Origin of the sequence: Paenibacillus sp. FSL W8-0919 (assembly GCF_038003785.1) — a bacterium.
In the GTDB taxonomy this organism is placed as follows: domain Bacteria; phylum Bacillota; class Bacilli; order Paenibacillales; family Paenibacillaceae; genus Paenibacillus_AQ; species Paenibacillus_AQ lactis.
On record NZ_JBBOPV010000001.1, the window covers coordinates 3,417,236 to 3,434,567 of the forward strand.

The 17,332-nt window shown below is 53.5% G+C and carries 15 protein-coding genes; 10 read left to right on the forward strand and 5 right to left on the reverse strand.

The genetic code is table 11. The annotated features are described in order from the left end of the window. Positions 1–99: 99 nt before the first annotated feature. Positions 100–1,359, reverse strand: a complete 1,260-nt coding sequence (locus tag NST44_RS15435) for an ABC transporter substrate-binding protein (protein ID WP_028405352.1) — start codon at positions 1,357–1,359, stop codon at positions 100–102. Between the two features lie 440 nt (positions 1,360–1,799). Here NST44_RS15435 and NST44_RS15440 point away from each other — a divergent pair, with 440 nt between their 5' ends. The 4 genes from NST44_RS15440 to NST44_RS15455 all read left to right on the forward strand — a co-directional run bounded on the left by NST44_RS15440 (position 1,800) and on the right by NST44_RS15455 (position 7,640). Further along, positions 1,800–3,011, forward strand: a complete 1,212-nt coding sequence (locus NST44_RS15440) for an ROK family transcriptional regulator (RefSeq protein WP_245255968.1) — start codon at positions 1,800–1,802, stop codon at positions 3,009–3,011. A 64-nt stretch (positions 3,012–3,075) separates the two neighbouring features. Continuing rightward, positions 3,076–4,566, forward strand: a complete 1,491-nt coding sequence (gene glpK, locus NST44_RS15445; protein WP_210094715.1) for a glycerol kinase GlpK — start codon at positions 3,076–3,078, stop codon at positions 4,564–4,566. Positions 4,567–4,826: 260 nt separating this feature from the next. Next, a complete protein-coding gene (locus tag NST44_RS15450; RefSeq protein ID WP_083832668.1) occupies positions 4,827–6,509 on the forward strand; it encodes a glycerol-3-phosphate dehydrogenase/oxidase in 1,683 nt (560 codons plus the stop codon). A gap of 138 nt (positions 6,510–6,647) precedes the next feature. Beyond that, complete coding sequence (locus tag NST44_RS15455) at positions 6,648–7,640, forward strand: aldose 1-epimerase (protein ID WP_007132156.1); 993 nt, start codon at positions 6,648–6,650, stop codon at positions 7,638–7,640. Positions 7,641–7,794: 154 nt separating this feature from the next. Here NST44_RS15455 and NST44_RS15460 read toward each other — a convergent pair whose 3' ends face one another. Continuing rightward, complete coding sequence (locus NST44_RS15460; protein WP_338112076.1) at positions 7,795–8,589, reverse strand: YwaF family protein; 795 nt, start codon at positions 8,587–8,589, stop codon at positions 7,795–7,797. 51 nt (positions 8,590–8,640) lie between these two features. On the opposite strand from NST44_RS15460, the gene NST44_RS15465 reads away from it, so the two are divergent. Beyond that, positions 8,641–9,576, forward strand: a complete 936-nt coding sequence (locus NST44_RS15465; RefSeq protein ID WP_245255955.1) for a hypothetical protein — start codon at positions 8,641–8,643, stop codon at positions 9,574–9,576. 96 nt (positions 9,577–9,672) lie between these two features. On the opposite strand, the gene NST44_RS15470 is transcribed toward NST44_RS15465, so the two are convergent. From NST44_RS15470 to NST44_RS15480, 3 genes are all read right to left on the reverse strand, one after another. Then, positions 9,673–10,020: a hypothetical protein gene (locus NST44_RS15470; RefSeq protein WP_007132153.1), complete on the reverse strand. Its 348-nt coding sequence runs from the start codon at positions 10,018–10,020 to the stop codon at positions 9,673–9,675. Between the two features lie 180 nt (positions 10,021–10,200). Next, a complete protein-coding gene (locus tag NST44_RS15475; RefSeq protein ID WP_210094713.1) occupies positions 10,201–11,358 on the reverse strand; it encodes a peptidylprolyl isomerase in 1,158 nt (385 codons plus the stop codon). Positions 11,359–11,487: 129 nt separating this feature from the next. Next, positions 11,488–12,558 (reverse strand): permease, encoded by a 1,071-nt coding sequence (locus NST44_RS15480; RefSeq protein ID WP_007132151.1) that lies wholly within the window; start codon positions 12,556–12,558, stop codon positions 11,488–11,490. Positions 12,559–12,875: 317 nt separating this feature from the next. Between NST44_RS15480 and selD the strand changes: the two genes are divergently transcribed. From selD to NST44_RS15505, 5 genes are all read left to right on the forward strand, one after another. Continuing rightward, positions 12,876–13,928 (forward strand): selenide, water dikinase SelD, encoded by a 1,053-nt coding sequence (selD, locus tag NST44_RS15485; RefSeq protein ID WP_210094712.1) that lies wholly within the window; start codon positions 12,876–12,878, stop codon positions 13,926–13,928. A 48-nt stretch (positions 13,929–13,976) separates the two neighbouring features. Continuing rightward, complete coding sequence (gene mnmH / locus NST44_RS15490) at positions 13,977–15,029, forward strand: tRNA 2-selenouridine(34) synthase MnmH (protein WP_210094711.1); 1,053 nt, start codon at positions 13,977–13,979, stop codon at positions 15,027–15,029. Positions 15,030–15,240: 211 nt separating this feature from the next. Continuing rightward, positions 15,241–15,525, forward strand: coding sequence for a hypothetical protein (locus NST44_RS15495; RefSeq protein ID WP_186375702.1), 285 nt, complete (start codon positions 15,241–15,243; stop codon positions 15,523–15,525). 10 nt (positions 15,526–15,535) lie between these two features. Then, a complete protein-coding gene (locus NST44_RS15500) occupies positions 15,536–16,093 on the forward strand; it encodes a phosphatase PAP2 family protein (RefSeq protein ID WP_251537487.1) in 558 nt (185 codons plus the stop codon). 155 nt (positions 16,094–16,248) lie between these two features. Continuing rightward, positions 16,249–17,307: an FUSC family protein gene (locus NST44_RS15505; RefSeq protein WP_007132147.1), complete on the forward strand. Its 1,059-nt coding sequence runs from the start codon at positions 16,249–16,251 to the stop codon at positions 17,305–17,307. Positions 17,308–17,332 lie beyond the last annotated feature (25 nt).

Sequence of the window (17,332 nt, forward strand, 5' to 3'; positions counted from 1 at the left end):
AGCAGCACCGTCCTTTCTTCATTCGTTATCGAGTAATTCGGATTAGCGAGTTGCTAGAAGAGCTGGTGTCACTTCATGATCAGAAAAGCCAATGAGCTCCTATTTCGTTTCGGTAGCCAAAATAGCGTTCATCTGATCCCCGGCATTTTTGAGAGCTTCTTCAAATGACTTTTTGCCCAGGAAGGCTGCCTGGATTTCCTTAACCTCGGCATCCTGCCATTCCGCGGTTTTCTGGGAAACGGGATACGGGACGGCAAAATCCAGACTGTCTACGAACACCTGCAGGTCCAAGGACGGAATCGATTTGAGCCAGCCTTCTTCCGTTCCCTTATAGGCAGGCATCGAGAAGCCCGATTTCGCCAGCAGCTCTTGCCCCTCTTTCCCGGACAGAACCTGGATCAGCTCCCAGGCTTCCTGCTCGACCTTGGTCTTTCCGTTGATCGCCCAGCTCAGGCCATGAACGATGGAGGCCTTCTCCTTGCCCGCCGGGAGGACCGCAACGCCAAGCTTGTCTCCAAGCAGCTCGTAGAGCTCCGGCGAATTGACCGAAATCCCCGGGAACATGGCGGCTTTGCCTGAACCGAACAGCTGGCGGGATTTCGTCTCGAGCTGCTGCTGAGCCGTAGGGGAATAGCCCTTATCGATCAAGCTCTGCTGCCATTTGAACGCCTCCAGCGCTTCCGGCGTATTGAAGCCGGAGGTTGTCTTATCCTCGGAGATGACGTAGCCTCCCGCTTGGGAGATATAGTTGTAATATCCGATTTGGCTGTCGATCGGGGCAATATAGCCGTAGATGCCGTTCGCCTTGTCGGTGAGCTTGGCGGCATTCTCTTCCAGCGTCTCCCAGGTCCAGGTTTCATCCGGGTAGGCAAGACCGGCCTTATCAAACAATTCCTTGTTGTAGTACAGACCGATGGAATCCTGGAAGTAAGGAAGGCCGTGGAGCTTGCCCTGATACGTATACATGTCGATCAGCGCTTCGTTATAGACCGAAGTATCCAGACCGCTTTGTTCAATGAGCGGGGACAGGTCTTTGATGAGACCCGAGGAAGCGTACGAGTGGAAGTTGGGACCGTTCATCCAATACACATCCGGGCCGCTGTTGCCGGCCAGGCTTGTTTTCAGCTTGGTCCAGTAATCCGCCCATGGCGTGTACGTCACCTTGACCTCGACATTCGGATGCTTCTGGTTGAAGATTTTGATCGATTGATCCAGCGTCTCCCGCACATTTTCATCCCACAAGGCGACATTGATCACTTTCTTGCCATTCTCTCCGCCGGACGCATTGCCGCCGCAAGCGGACAGAACGGCTGCGAGCATCAGGATTACGGAAAACAGGACCGCCATTCTTTTTCTCATCACATAAAACCTCCCTAAGGAACTTGGTTTGATCCAACACGTGACTCCAACTTGACGCTTGGCTTGAAAATGACTCCTCTTGCATTGCCCCCTTTATCTGTGATTAAAAAGTCATAGTTATTCCAGTGATCGAAAAAAGTTGACACAGGTATGCAATGTTTTGAGTGGAATAACGATGCTTCTGTTGCGAAAGATTATATATTTTGATTCAAAATATTTCAAGACAGCGGTTTCATTTTGTTTTAAATTATTTTTTTCACATTTTATGATGTCGCTGCTGCACCTGTGGAACTTGAGTTATTTTCGTTAATGGAATAAGTTTATAACAGATTCCCCGAAATGGTATAGTGTAACTAGCGCTTGATCCGCCAGCTCCCAGGGTACCAACCGGGAACGAAGCGATGATGAAACGAAAGAAAGGTTGAACTTGCTTGAACAATATGAAAAAAGGCGACCACAAGCTGATCCAGGCGCTGAATCGGTCCAAGGTGCTAAACAAGATAAGGACGGAGGGTCCGATCTCCCGGATCGACCTGGCCAAGAAGAACAACATCAGTCCTTCAACGGTGGCGTCCGCCGTGCAGGAATTAATCAAGGACGGCTACGTCGTTGAAATCGGAACCGGCTCCTCCAGCGGGGGCAGAAAGCCGATCCTGCTTCAATTCAATCCCAATAACCACTATCTGTTTGCGGTTGCGATCACGAATTCCCTCATCATTCTGGCGGCGATGAACCTGGAAGCGAGCATATTGAAAAAGGCCACTTTTCCGATCGACGGACTTCAGGGAAAAGAGCTCGTTGAGCGGCTCCTGCAGCTTACGGATGATTTTATCCGATCCTACGGCGGCGGAGGACAATGCGTTGGCCTATCCGTTACCGTGCCCGGAATCGTCAGCGATACTCAGGGCGTCGTCTACTACAACACCAAGCTGCGGATGGAGAACGTCCCGCTGAAACGGATCATGGAGGAGCAGTACGGTTTACGGGTATGGGTAGAGAACGATATGAACTCGGTGGCTCTGGCTGAGCGGCGGTTCGGCAATTATGCCTACTCCAACCTGATTTACATTTCGATCGGCGATGGCCTCGGATCCGGGATTCTCATTAACGATACCCTGCTTCGCGGCAAGCATGGAGGAGCGGGGGAGTTCGGCCATACCAGCGTGAACTGGAACGGCATCCGCTGCGAATGCGGAAATATCGGCTGCCTGGATACCAGCATCAGCTGGGTGGCGATCTATTCCCGCATCATAACGGCGATCGCTACGGGGCGGCCGACCTTGATCCAGGAGCTAAGCGGCGGCGACTATGCAAAAATTGACCCTTCGATGTACAAGGAGGCGCTTCGGCGCGGTGACCGCCTGGCGATCTCGATTAACGAGGAGGTGGCGGAGCATCTGGGTGCGGGCATCGTGAACCTTGTGAATATGTTTAATCCGGAGGCGCTTATTCTCGGAGGAGAAATGGCTTTGGGGAACGAGGAGCTGCTGGCGATGGTTCGCAACTATATTGGCCGGCATGCCATGCCGATCCTCGCGAATGACATGGTATTCGGGCTCGCCTCGCTGGGCGGTGACGACAAGCTGATCGGCGCAGCGGCCGTCCTGCTGCAAGATCTGTTCGGCTTCTCGCTGATCGAATCTTCGATTTGACAACGTTTCCATCAGCACGTAATCTTGGGGTACATGAATCTCAATCGGAAGGGGAGCTGACGAATTGGAGCAATATATACTGTCGCTGGATCAGGGAACGACAAGCTCGCGGGCGATATTATTTGACCGGAAAGGGCAAATCGTGCATTCCGCCCAAAAGGAATTTCCGCAGTACTTCCCTCAGCCGGGCTGGGTGGAGCAGAACGCCAACGAAATTTGGGGCTCGGTGCTTGCCGTGATCGCCACCTGCTTGTCGGAAGCAGGAGTCAAGACGGAGCAGATTGCCGGCATCGGCATCACGAACCAGCGGGAGACCGCGGTCATATGGGACCGGAAGACCGGTGATCCGATCTACCATGCGATTGTTTGGCAATCGCGCCAGACCGCAAGCTTGTGCGAGCAGCTGATTGCGGACGGACATGATTCGATGGTTAGGGAGAAGACAGGACTCCTGATTGATCCGTATTTCTCAGGAACGAAGATCAAATGGCTGCTGGATCATGTTGAGGGGGCCCGTGAGCGCGCGGAGCGTGGAGAGCTTCTCTTCGGTACGATCGACACTTGGCTCATCTGGAAGCTGTCCGGGGGCAAGGCCCACGTGACCGATTATTCCAATGCATCGCGGACGATGCTGTATAACATTCATGAACTGAAATGGGATGAAGAGCTGCTTGCGCTTCTCGATATTCCGGCCGTGATGCTGCCGGAGGTGAAGCCTTCCTCACAGGTATACGCGAACACGGTGTCGTATCATTTCTTCGGGCGCGAGGTTCCGATTGCGGGAGCGGCCGGGGACCAGCAGGCGGCGCTGTTCGGTCAGGCCTGCTTCTCGGAAGGGATGGTCAAGACGACTTACGGCACGGGCAGCTTCATGCTGATGAATACGGGGGATAAGCCCGTTAATTCCGAGCATGGCCTGATTACGACGATCGCCTGGGGCTTGGAAGGCAAGGTGCAGTACGCTCTGGAGGGCAGCGTATTCGTTGCCGGCTCCGCGATTCAGTGGCTGCGCGACGGACTCCGGATGTTCCGGGAGGCGAAGGATAGCGAGCCGTATGCACGCCGGGTAGATTCAACGGATGGCGTGTACGTCGTTCCCGCTTTCGTCGGACTCGGGAGCCCTTATTGGAACAGCGAAGCGCGCGGTGCTGTTTTCGGCCTGACGAGAGGCACGTCGAAGGAGCATTTTATCCGTGCAACACTGGAATCGCTCGCCTACCAGACGCGGGACGTGCTGTCTGTCATGATTGAGGACTCCGGGTACCGGATTCCGGCTTTGCGGGTGGATGGCGGCGCGGCTGCCAACACATTCATCATGGAGTTTCAGAGCGATATTCTGAACGTGCCGGTCGAACGGCCGGACATCCTGGAGACGACGGCGCTCGGAGCGGCCTATCTCGCCGGCCTTGCAGTCGGGTTCTGGAAGGACCAGGACGAAATCCGCAGTCTGTGGTCTGCCGGGCAGCGGTTCGAGCCGAAGATGCCGGAGGAGACCAGGGAGAAGCTGTACAACGGGTGGAAAAAAGCCGTTTATGCGACAATGGCTTTTCATTGACGGGAATTATGCTATAATAAATATTAAGTGAATACATGTCTGGAGACTTGGAGAGACCACTGGACACACAAAAACCCGGCAGACGGGGATATCGTTGTGTGTTTGTGGTCTCTTTTTTGTTGTCTTTTTAGTCGCCTCTAGATATTAGGAATTCAGGAATTTAGGGTATATAGAGCTCGGGTAAAACATACAGGGAGGGATCAGTTGTGAAGCATTTACGGACATTTTCAAGCCTGGACCGCAAGAAGCGATTCCGGGAGATGGATACCACGCATTACGAATTAATCGTCATTGGCGGAGGAATTACGGGAGCAGGCATCGCGCTCGATGCAGCAACCCGCGGCATGTCAGTGCTGCTGCTGGAAATGCAGGATTTTGCATCCGGCACGAGCAGCCGTTCGACCAAGCTGGTGCACGGCGGGCTTCGTTATCTGAAGCAGTTCGAGGTCGGAATGGTAGCCGAGGTCGGCAAGGAACGAGCGGTGGTTTATGAGAACGGTCCCCATGTCACGACGCCGGAATGGATGCTGCTTCCGATTCACCAAGGCGGCACGTTCGGCAAATTCAGCACGTCGATCGGGCTGATGGTGTATGATTTCCTCGCCGGCGTCAAGCGGGGAGAGCGGCGCTCGATGCTCTCCTCGGAGGAGACGCTGAAGAGGGAGCCTCTCCTCAAGCGGGACGGCTTGAAGGGCGGCGGATATTACGTGGAATACCGGACGGATGACGCCAGACTGACGCTGGAAGTCATGAAGGAAGCGGCGGCCAGAGGCGCGAACGTGTTCAATTATGTAAAGGCCGAATCGCTGAATTACGATGCGAACGGACGCATTACCGGCGTCACGGCCAGAGACATGCTCGATGGTGAGGTTCGGCAGGTGACCGGCAGTCAGATTGTGAATGCATCGGGGCCGTGGGTCGACCGCGTGCGGGAAATGGATAAATCCAAGAAAGGAAAAATGCTGCAGCTGACCAAAGGCGTGCATCTGGTGATCGATCAATCGAAGTTCCCGCTTCGTCAAGCCGTATACTTCGATACGCCGGACGGACGGATGGTGTTTGCGATTCCAAGGGATGGAAAGACATACGTCGGGACTACGGATACGGTATATAAAGCTGATCCCGCACGGCCGTTCATTACAATCCAGGACCGGGATTACATCCTTAAGGCGATATCATATATGTTCCCGGACATCAAGCTGTCTCCGTCCGACGTAGAGTCAGGCTGGGCCGGCGTTCGGCCGCTCATTCTGGAAGAAGGCAAAAGCCCTTCGGAAATATCCCGCAAGGATGAGATCTGGGAATCTCCGTCGGGGCTTATTACGATTGCGGGCGGCAAGCTGACCGGCTACCGGAAGATGGCGGAAACCGTCGTCGACCTTGTTGCAAAGCGTCTTCAAGAGAGAGGCGGCAAGTCTTACGGCGCCGGCATAACCCGTGAGCTTCCGATATCCGGCGGCAAGGTTGGCGGTTCCGCTCAATTCCCGGATTATGTGCGCATTCAAGCCGATCAGGGCGCGGCGCTTGGGATTGAACGGAAGCTTGCAGAGCAGTGGGCGAAAATGTACGGCTCCAATGTGGCAGAATTGTTCCGCTTGGCAGGGGAGGAAGCCGCGGGCACGGGAGCACAGGAGGAAGCGGAGGCGCTGCCGCTGTCGGTGCTCGTTCCGCTGCGGTATGCGATCGAGCACGAAATGGCCGTGAAGCCGGTCGACTTCTTTATCCGCCGGACAGGTTCATTGCTGTTCAATATCGAATGGACCAAGAGATGGAAGGAGCCGGTCATCGATTATATGGCTTCGTTACTCGGCTGGAGCAATGATGAGAAGGAGATGTACACTTTAGAGCTGCAAGAGGAGCTTGCCAGGGCGGAGCATGCCGCACCTTCCGAGGAGAGCGGGCTGGAAGCCGCGGCGGCTTCTGCAAGCAAGCTGTCATCCTGAATCCATCCCTAATGTTCAACCAGCTCCCGGGCGCGTGAAGCGGGAGTTGGTCTTGTTTTGATCGGTCAAGTTATAGAAGCATGGGCATCGGTGTGATATTCTATATACGTCGTCAAATATGAGAGGAGAGATCAACCGATGAACCACAAAGCGTATGAAGGCACGTTCCACGGCGAGCCTGCGGTATGGCTGCAGCACGGCCCTTATGAAGCGGCAATTTTGCCCGCAGTCGGCGGTAATCTTATAGCCTACCGGGATATCGAAAGCGGTTACCGGTTTCTGCGGGAGCCGGAAGCGGACGAAATGGAGTCGTTCAAGGAGAATCCCGGCGTACACGGAATCCCTGTCCTGTTTCCGCCAAACCGCTATGAGGACGGACGGTTCCCATGGAAAGGCAAGACCTATCAGTTTCCGGTGAATGAGGAGGCAACGGGCAATCATCTGCATGGCTTTTTACATACGACTCCGTGGTGGGTCGAGGAGTATGGCAGCACGGAAGCGGGCAGCTATGTCGTCGTATCGGTCAAGGTCGATGAAGACCATCCGGTATATGCGATGCTGCCTCACCGCTTCACCTTCCGTCTGCGCTACACGCTTAATCAAGACGGTCTGTCCCAGCATGTCTTGATTCGCAACGAAGGCGACAGCGACATGCCTTGCCTGCTCGCCTTCCATACAGCGATCATGGCGCCGTTTGCGCCAGGGAGCACGGCAGACGATGTGGTTGTCCGCATGACCATCGGCGAGCGTTGGGAGCTCAATGAACGCATGCTGCCGACCGGTCGCTTCCAGCCGCTGACTCCGGACGAGGAGAAGCTCCGCGGCGATGGAGTCAGCCCGTATTTTGCCGAGATGGACAATCATTATACGGCTGCTCAGCAAAACGGGAGAAACCGCATGGAGCTGACCGATACGCGCATCGGCAAAACATTCGTATACGATGTAGGCACTTCCTATAAGCAGTGGATGGTTTGGAACAACAAGGCATGTGGGAAGTTTTTCTGTCCGGAGCCGCAGGTCAACCTCGTCAACGCGCCGAATGTGGATCTGCCGGCCGACGAAATCGGCCTGTTCGGGCTGGCGCCGGGCGAGATCTGGGAATCCACCTCGCGCTTATACATGAAGAACTGATCGACAAGACTTTCAATCGAGTGAAAAAAAGCGTATTGGAACCACCCGGTTTACGGGTTGACATGTCCGTACGCTTTTTTTACAGCTGGCCAATATGGCGCGTTGTCCGAGTCCCGCGATAATCGTCGGGCAGCAGCAGCGTCACCGCTTGAGGCTACCCTTTCAAGCTGAAAGAGGATGGGTTAGCCTGGCTCCGTCTTTTCCGCACGCGCTCCGGAATGGCAAAGAACGCAATATGCATGACGACAAACAGGCACAGCGCAATGAGCTCCTCTGCGAGAATGTAATAGGGATGCGGCCCTAGGAGATCAAGCAGGGAAGGGGTATTCGGCTTATGCATCAAAAACATGTAGTTGGACCCCAGCGCTGCATTTGCCAGTCCGACCACAAGTGCAGCGGCGTTCAGGAACAGCATGGTGTGGCCGATCGATTTCCAGGTCGGACGGTATCCGCGAATCCAAGTCATATACAGTGCCGTTAAGATAATGGCTATATGGACGATAAAGAAATGAAAGAAGCGGAAATGCGGGAATGGATAATCGAGATTGGGCGTCAGAATGGCCTGAAGCGCCCCGCCGATGCCTGCAAAATAGACGAGCGGATACAGCTTTGCCGAATCCGTTAGCAGCACTGCAGCTGATAGAAATAATGTAAGGCTGCAGAGCTCAAGCGGCAGGGACGTGGCCGGATCCCATATCCCGGTGACGCCGTACCAAACATGAAGGGCTGCTTCAGGCAATACCAATGCAGCCAACAGGCCGATCCGTACCCCTTGCCGAAGCCAAGGACGGCTTCGAATCCTGTACCGGAACAGAAACAGCAGCAGTCCGAGGCCGGCCAGCATCCCGATAGCGACGAAGTGCCAGGGGGAGAAGGCGGCAAAGGATTGTGAGACGTCCGGATCAAAGATCGTTTCGATGACATAACATCCTTTCCGAAAACGTAGTATCTAAATATTATCATCCTTACATTTTGAAAGAAAGGCTGGTGTTGGATGACCATGCTTCGAGCGATAAAGCGGTTTACACTCACGATGTTATGCGCGGTGCTGCTGCTCGGGATGAGCGGGCTTACGGCATCCGGGAAAGCTGATGCGGCCTCCAAATACAAGAAGTTTTTCGATGTCAGCAGAAAGGGAGCGCCGACCCCGGGGCTGAGCGGAAACAAGGAGTGGGTGCCTCAGGGGCTGGCGCTCGTGCCAAGCAAAAACTGGATTATCATATCCCATTACTGGGGCAACAAAAACAAAAATCAAGCCAGCTCCATCTCGATCACAAACAGCAAAACGAATAAACGGATCAAGACGCTTTATTTATATGAGAGCGGAGGCAAGAAGCATACCGGACATGTTGGCGGACTTGCGGTAAGCAAGAAGCATCTGTGGATCGCATCGGGTAAAAATGTCTACCGCATTCCGCTAAGCACGCTCAGCAGCAAGAAGGATTACAGCAATATCGTCATGAGCAAATATTCGCTCGGACATAAAGCCTCCTATGCAACCTATGCTGATGGGGTTCTGTGGGTAGGCGAATATATGGACGGAGAAGATATCGGGAAGAAGCAGTGCGCCCCGGGACCAAAGGGCAAGCTGCGGGGGTATAAGCTGACTGGCAGCGATCTGTTGCCGCCTGGCCGCAAGCCATCTTACACCTGGACGACACCGGACAGGGTGCAGGGAGCGGTGGTGACCAAATCGCGGGTGCTGTACAGCCAGTCATGCGGCCGCAACAACGCAAGCACGCTCCTGATTTATACCCGCGGGACCTCGGGCAAGCCGGCGGCGACACCGCTGGCGATGCCGCCGATGTCCGAGAATATCGCGCTCCGCGGCAACGATCTGTATGTCCTGTTCGAGTCCGGGGCGAGGAAGTATCGGAACGGGGCGCTGCCCTTGAAAAACCTCTACATCGTCAATTTGAAAAAGCTGAAGCTGTAACATGAATCGGCGGTCCTAATAGCACAAAAGCACCCGCTTTCCTATAACAGGAAGGCGGGTGCTTTGCGCGTAGGACAGGAGCGTAAGCTCGTCGTCTTACAGGACCGGCTGTCTCGCTTCGGCGACCAGCCGCTTGAGCGGCTCCTGCTTCCATCTCGGGATTCGAAGATGCTTGGCGGAGGGAGCCTTCTCCCCGAAGTATACGATGCCTTGCTCGACGTCCGTCACCTTGTCGATATTGACGTAACAGTTGCCTCCGACATAGTAGAATTGTTTGCCCGAGACCAGGGAATTGATGTTGTCGGCAGTCATTCTCTTTTTTATATTATAGTTCCTGCCGTGAAAGCTGACCAAACCGTGCGATCCGGTTTTAAAGAACAGAATGTCTGTCTCCACCACGAAGTCCTCATACATGTTGCGGGATTCCGATACGCGCTTCGTCATTCTGCTTCCCCCTTTTCCTTGATCAACTATTGATAACGCTTACATTTTATCATGTTTTATTCTGGGATTAAAGAACTTTTTCGAAATGCCGCTAAAAAACCCTGTACCGTTCGGTACAGGGTTTTATTTGCAGGGGATGGCCTAGCTTGGGCAATCCTCCTGATAAGACTTTTATTGGTGTTATTTAGCCGGCGTTGCTGCTGTGTCATCGGCTGCTGTATCCTTGCCTTCGGCATCTGCAGAGCTTTTATCGAGCGTGTTGGTGATTTTCGCTTTGTCCTTAAGCTCCTGGATATAAGCCGGGGACTCCTGATACACCTTTTGGTTGACCATCTGGCCGCGGATTTCTTCCTTCTTCTCCTCGAAGGTCGGGTTGGTTGCTTCCTTGCGGTCGGTCAGCTTAATGATATGGTAACCGAAGGAGCTCCTAACCGGCAGGCTGATCTCGCCCTTCTTCAGCTTGAATGCCGCTTCCTCAAAGGCAGGGTCCATCTCGCCGCGTCCGAAGAAGTCCAGGTCGCCGCCAGTATCCTTCGTTGCATCCTGGTTCTTCTCCTTGGCGATCGCAGCGAAGTCTGCGCCTTCCTGCAGCTCCTTGTAAATCTTGTCGGCTTCTTCCTTCGTTTCGACCAGAATGTGGGAAGCCCGCACCTGTTCAGGCGTAGCGAAGCTTTCCTTGTTCTGCTCAAAAATTTCCTTCACTTCATCATCGGTAACTTTGACTTTGTCGCCAAGCAGCTTCTTGAGCTTCACTTGCTCACGCATTTGCTTGCTTAGATCCTCTTCCGTCATGCCGGCCTGCATGAGCGCCATGTTGAACTGGTCCTCCGATGGGTAGCTTGCCTTGAGGGCGGCAACCTCGGCCGTTACCTCTTCGTCGGTTACGGTGAGGGACTTCTTGTTCATCTCCTGATCAATCAGCTCATCTCGGATAATGCCGTCAAGCGTTTGTGGTCCTCCGGCTTGCACCAGCGCATCGTACAACCGATCCTTCGTAATGCTGACACCGTTGACATTCGCTACTGCTTCGTTACCGGATCCTTTGGCAAACGGAGGCACGATGAGGACGACAATCAGTGCCGCCGCGAGTACGAGGGAGGCGATCATCCATCCTTTGCTGCCGTTTCCGCCGCCGCCGGAAGGGGCTGCTTCCTCTTGCGAAGGCTGATCATCCGGGATCATCAGTCCAACCTTGTCATCCTCTTTGGACAAATCCAAGCTGCCCGAGTCGCGGAAATCCTCCCCGGAATGGCTCTCTTGCTGAATATTCTCCTCGGCTTGTCCGCTTTTCTCATCGGGCTCTCCCGGAAGATTTGGCTGCAAATCATTATCTTTCATTCAGTAATTGACTCCCTTCGATTCCAAATAATATGTTGGATCATTCTGTAACCACTGTACCAGATATGTCCGGGCTTTACCTTAAGAAAAAATAAAAAATATGAAATCAGGGATGGAATGCCCCCTAAACTATAGGAACAGCTTGCCCGCCAATCCGCAGACTATGCCCAGGATCACGACGGAGCCCGCCACGAACCAGAGCACCTTGCGGGGGAAGGATCGTCTTACCATAAACAAGGACGGCAGACTGATCGCCGGCAGCGTCAAGAGAAGAGCCGCCGCAGGCCCCGCTCCAAGTCCAGCCGCCATGAAGGCTTGGATGATCGGGATCTCCGCTGCCGTCGGGATGACGAAGAGCATGCCCATCACGGCGAAGAACATGATCGCCAATATGCCGCCGCCGGCAGCTTCACCGAGCTGAGGGAACATCCACACCTGCAGCGCTCCGAGCAGCAGCACGGCAATGAAGTACGAGGGAACGACCCGGATGACCATGTCGGCGATGCTCGACATCCAGCGTTTCCACAGCGGACGATGGTCGGTCTCGTCAGGCTGCTCCGCGGCGTCGATCTCTACAGGAGCTGCTTCCTTCGAGATCCGGTTGGCCAGGTAGCTGACACCAAAGGTCAGAAGGATCCCGAACACGAGCCGCAGCAGCGTGAATTTCCAGGACAGCACAAAGGTCATGAATACGAGTGTAGCCGGGTTAATGGTCGGATTGCCGATCCAGAAGGCGAGGGCCGAGCCGACGGATACCTTTTTCTTACGCAAGCCGACCGCGATTGGAGCCGCGCAGCAGGAGCACATCATGCCCGGTATGGATGCCAGGCCTCCGATTGCTGTGCTGCCGAAGCTGGATTTGCCCAGCACGCGCAGAAGCCAGCCTTGCGGGAGCAGAGATTGCACGAGGCTTCCCAGCAAAATGCCGAGCACGGCGGCTTTCCATACGGCTTTAAAGTAGGTGACGGCATAGTCCCAGGCCGCTTGCCAAGACGGTAAGGTGTTATCCGGTTGAAAGTTCAGGATGGATGAGCCGATACTGTGATCTACGATCGCTTTAAGGGCTTTATTGTAATACGGCCACCATTTTACATATGTCAATCCTGCCGCCGCGATCATGATAAACAGGACGATAAACCATAAGGTTTTTCTGCGGTCTGTATGATGAAGCGGCATTCGGCCATCATTGGTGTGAGTCATAGTCGAGATTCCTCCGATATATCTGGGATGATAAACATATTCCAATCCATTATTATACCATAAATCAAGCATAAGCAACTATTTTACCAGGGAATCAGATACGCGAACCAGGATTAGACTTCCTGCGGTTGATTTTTTATAATAGAAAGGAGGGTTTTGCAAATCCTGAGGTAAATGCGTAGCGTAATAAACGAAATTGTTTTTCCCCGGAGTCCTTGAGCTGTGTTTCACCGGCACCTCATATCCGGGGTTGTTGCATGTTGAATCCCTAACGGGGGTAACCGCCGTAATATATATAATGAAGGGAAGTCCTAGAAATGAGTCAATCCGACAAAATAAAGCTAACCTCTTATTCCTCCAAAGGCGGCTGCGGCTGCAAGATCGGCCCGGCCGACTTGGCGCAGGTCATACGCAAGCTGCCCCAAACGGAGCCGAATCCGAATTTGCTCGTCGGGCTGGATACGAGCGATGATGCCGGCGTCTATCGTCTTACGGATGACCTCGCCATGGTGCAGACGGTCGATTTCTTTACGCCTATCGTTGATGATCCTTACGATTTCGGGCAAGTGGCCGCAGCCAATGCAATCAGCGACATTTACGCGATGGGCGGCAAGCCGCTGACGGCGCTGAATATTGTGGCATTTCCGATTTCGACGCTGGACAAGCAGGTACTGGCCGACATCCTCCGCGGTGCGGGCGATAAGCTGAAAGAAGCGGGCGTTACGCTGGTCGGCGGTCATTCGATCGACGACAAGGAGCCGAAATTCGGCTTGGCCGTTACAGGGACTGTTCATCCGGATAAGATCAGAACAAACGCCGGCGCTAAGCCGGGCGATGCCCTGATCTTGACCAAGCCGATCGGCGTCGGCATTATGTCCAGCTCCATGAAGAAGGATTTGTTAAGCGATGATGAGATCCGCCGTGTCACGGCAGTTATGGCTGCTTTAAATAAAACCGCCGCTGAAATCATGGAGCCTTATCAAGTGCATGCGTGCACGGACGTTACCGGCTTCGGTCTCCTCGGTCATACGCTTGAAATGGCGAAGGGAAGCGGAGCGGGAATCCGGATTATCAAATCCGCTGTGCCGGTATTGGAACGGGTAAGGGAGCTTGCCGAACTCGGCGTCATTCCGGGAGGAACGAAGAACAACTTCGACCATGTGAAGGACTCCGTTGATTTTCCGGACGGAATGGACCAATACGATAAGTGGATTCTGAGTGATGCCGTCACATCTGGAGGCCTTTTGATTGCGGTGGAGGGCTCCCAGGCGGACGCGCTTCTTCAAGAGCTGCAGGCTGCGGGATTAGAGGCCGGCCGGATCGGAGAGGTCGTTTCCGAGCATGGCGGACGGATCTCGGTTGAATGGTAAGCAAGCAAGGACCGCTTGCAGGCGAATCGATATAAGGAGCGAACAGACATGTTTCAAGACATCACGGTAGAAGAACTTATGGAACTTCAGCGGAATAAGAAGCTGACATTGATCGATGTCCGTTCCCCTTCGGAATATACGGATGCGACCATTCCCGGCAGCCTGAATATCCCGGTATTCAATGACGAGGAGCGGGCTGAAATCGGAACGCTGTACAAGCAGGTCGGGGTTGATGCGGCGAAGGAGCGCGGGCTGGCGATCATGTCCGCCAAGCTGCCCGCATTCGTGAAGCAGTTTAAAGAAATCGAGGGGGATAAAGCGGTATATTGCTGGCGCGGAGGCATGCGCAGCCGAACCGCAGCGACCGTGCTTTCCCTGATGGATATCCATGTCAGCCGGATTTCGGGCGGAATCAAGGCATACCGTAAGTATGTGCTGGATACGATGGAGCGCCTGAAGCTCCCTGACGAATCCTTCGTGCTGCATGGCCTGACGGGAACCGGTAAGACAGCGGTGCTCAAACAGCTGCAGGAGGAAGGCTACCCGGTGCTCGATCTGGAGGGGCTGGCCGGGCACCGCGGCTCGATCTTCGGCCACATCGGACTTAATGCGAGCAATCAGAAGTCGTTTGACGCCAAGCTGTTCGAGCGGTTGAAACAGCTGGAGCATGCCCCGTATATTGTGTTTGAAGCGGAGAGCAAGCGGATCGGCAAGATTGTCGTTCCCGATTTTCTTATGCAGATGAAGGAGAAAGGGGTCGCGATTGTACTTGAGCTTCCGATGGAGGAGCGCATTCGCCAAATTATGGAGGACTATCGTCCCGAGGAATATCAGCAGCAATATTTGGAAGCGTATCGTCTGATCAAGGGACGGATCCATACGCCGATCGCTGCCGAAATCGGAAAGCATCTGGAGGAAGGGCGTTTCGCCGAAGGGATCCGGATGCTGCTGGAGCATTATTATGATCCGAAGTACAATTACACCGCAAGCCAGTATCAAGACAGTGAGCCGGTTACTGTCTCGGTAAGGAGCGTAAACGAAGCGGCCGATGCCGTGAAGGAGATCCTGACAAAGCGCGGACAGCTAAAAACCGGTGCTTAGAGCTCCGCATGGTCGCCCCCCTCACTTAGACAGATAATGGAACGGTTAGCAGCGGCGAATCGATCATCCAAATCATTGGATGAATAGGAAAAGATCGCCGCGTTGACCAATTTTTACTTGCGATCCTGGTGTTTTGTTCTCATGACAGAACACAACTTCAATCGCCCTAGCCTGGAGCGGATGCTTAAGTAGTCCAACTCAGGGAGGGCGATTGTTTATTTTAAAGGGTGTATTCCGCCGTGATTTGACAAAGACTATGAAAATATCGGGAAGAACAGATCCACAGCTCCTTTTCTTCATGGCAGGAAAATGGTATGATCTTGATTCGCCCATTTGTCTCGGATACGATTCCATTCGATTAAAAGGAGAACGTCATTGTGCAGGAACAGTTAAATCGGCTGAGGGTGCGAAGGCGGTGGATTGGTTTCATTTCGCTAAGTACTTTATTAGCTTTCGTCCTATTGGCTGCTCTAGTGAAGCACAAGAGAATAGATGATTGGGACCATGTGATTAGTCGATATGTTCAAAGCTTCGAACAGTCGTGGATCACGGATATCGCAGTCTGGCTTTCTTTTATTGGCTCGAGAGATCCGATTATTGTTTTGTGCCTGATTGCGATCGCTTTACAGTATGTACTGCTCAAGCATCGAACTGAGATTTTGCTGCTTATCGGAGTCATTGCCGGCTCCTCGATTCTAAATCTTCTATTGAAGCTTGCGTTCCAGCGGATGAGACCGGATATCCACCGATTGATTGAGGTAACCGGCTACAGCTTTCCCAGCGGTCATTCGATGGTTGCCTTCTCGTTCTACGGTGTTTTGGCCTATTTGCTGTGGAGGCATATTGAGTCCGGAAAAGGCCGGATCGTGCTGATCGTTATTGCCATCCTTATGATCGGGAGTATCGGCTTGAGCAGGGTTTATCTTGGCGTTCACTATCCCAGCGATATCGTTGGGGGGTATTTGGCTGCGTGCTTCTGGTTAGCCTTGTCGGTCGGGCAGTATGAGAGGTTCATGGAGCGCTTCCGTCGAAAGGATGCCGGAATGATTCGCGGGTCAGGCTAGTCATCCCCCGGACTCGCGCGCATCGTATTCGGATGCTAAAAAGGTAATTCAAGTCATAGCGGTTCTTGTGAAGGAGTATGTATCATTGTGTTCATTGCTGAGTTTAATAGGTGTAGCGTGAGGTTTAATGATGTAACAGATAAGGAGGGCTGCCTATGGCATTCGGAGCAAGAATGTTCAAAACCGGTCTCGCCGTAACCTTGGCGTTGTATATGGCGATGCTGCTGGATTTCAAATCGCCGGTCGTTGCCGCAATCGCCGCCATATTCGCCATGCAGCCTTCGATTTACCGATCGTGGAGATACTTCCTGGATCAGCTGCAGACAAGCACGCTTGGAGCGATTCTGGCCATGCTTGGCGGCTATTTCCTGTCCAATCAGCCGATCTCGGTCGGCCTGATCTGCATTGTCGTCATTATGATCTGTATGAAGCTGAAGATGGGAGAAACGATTGGACTGACATTGGTTACGGTCATCTCGGTCATGGAGGCATCCGGTCAATGGGATTTTGCTTTGAACCGGTTCATTTTAACGCTTATTGGAATTATATCTGCCTTCCTCATTAACATTCTCGTCTTTCCGCCCAAACCGAAGGAGCAGTACATTACGCGAATTCATACGGTATTCGGGAAAATGTCGCTCCTGCTGCGCACCGCGATTTCCCATGAAATGAAGGATTCGGTGTATCGTGCGGAGAAGAAGGAACTCGAGTCTGCGATTAAATCGTTATCCGACAAATACAACTTGTTTGAAGAGGAGCAGAAGAAGCTGAAGCGGGCGAAATACAGCCAGGCGAGACAGCTTGTGGTATATAAGCAGCTGCTTCAATCGCTTCGCAAGGGCTTCGAAGTGCTGGATGCGGTTGAGAACCATTATTTCCAAGCCGAGCGTACGGAGGAGATCGACCAGCAGTTCGATGCCAATTTGGAGCGCTTGATGAAGTACCATGAGCACATCTTATGGAAATTCGAGGGCAAACTGAAGCCGAACGAGGATGAAGCCGAGACGATGGTTGAGAACAATGAGGAATTTATGGCGCACGTCATGTGCGGCCCTGGAGGAGAGCCCGGCGGGCTTCGTCTTTCCGTTGTTGCCGCGGCAATGTACGATTACGGGTACCAGCTTGATCGTCTGAACCGGGTAGCGGAGCATGTGGAACGCGTGGTAGAGGATGACGGGCAGGAGGAGCCTTTATTTTCGTGGCTGAAAAAATAAGGTGACGAACGGGTTCCGTTGAACC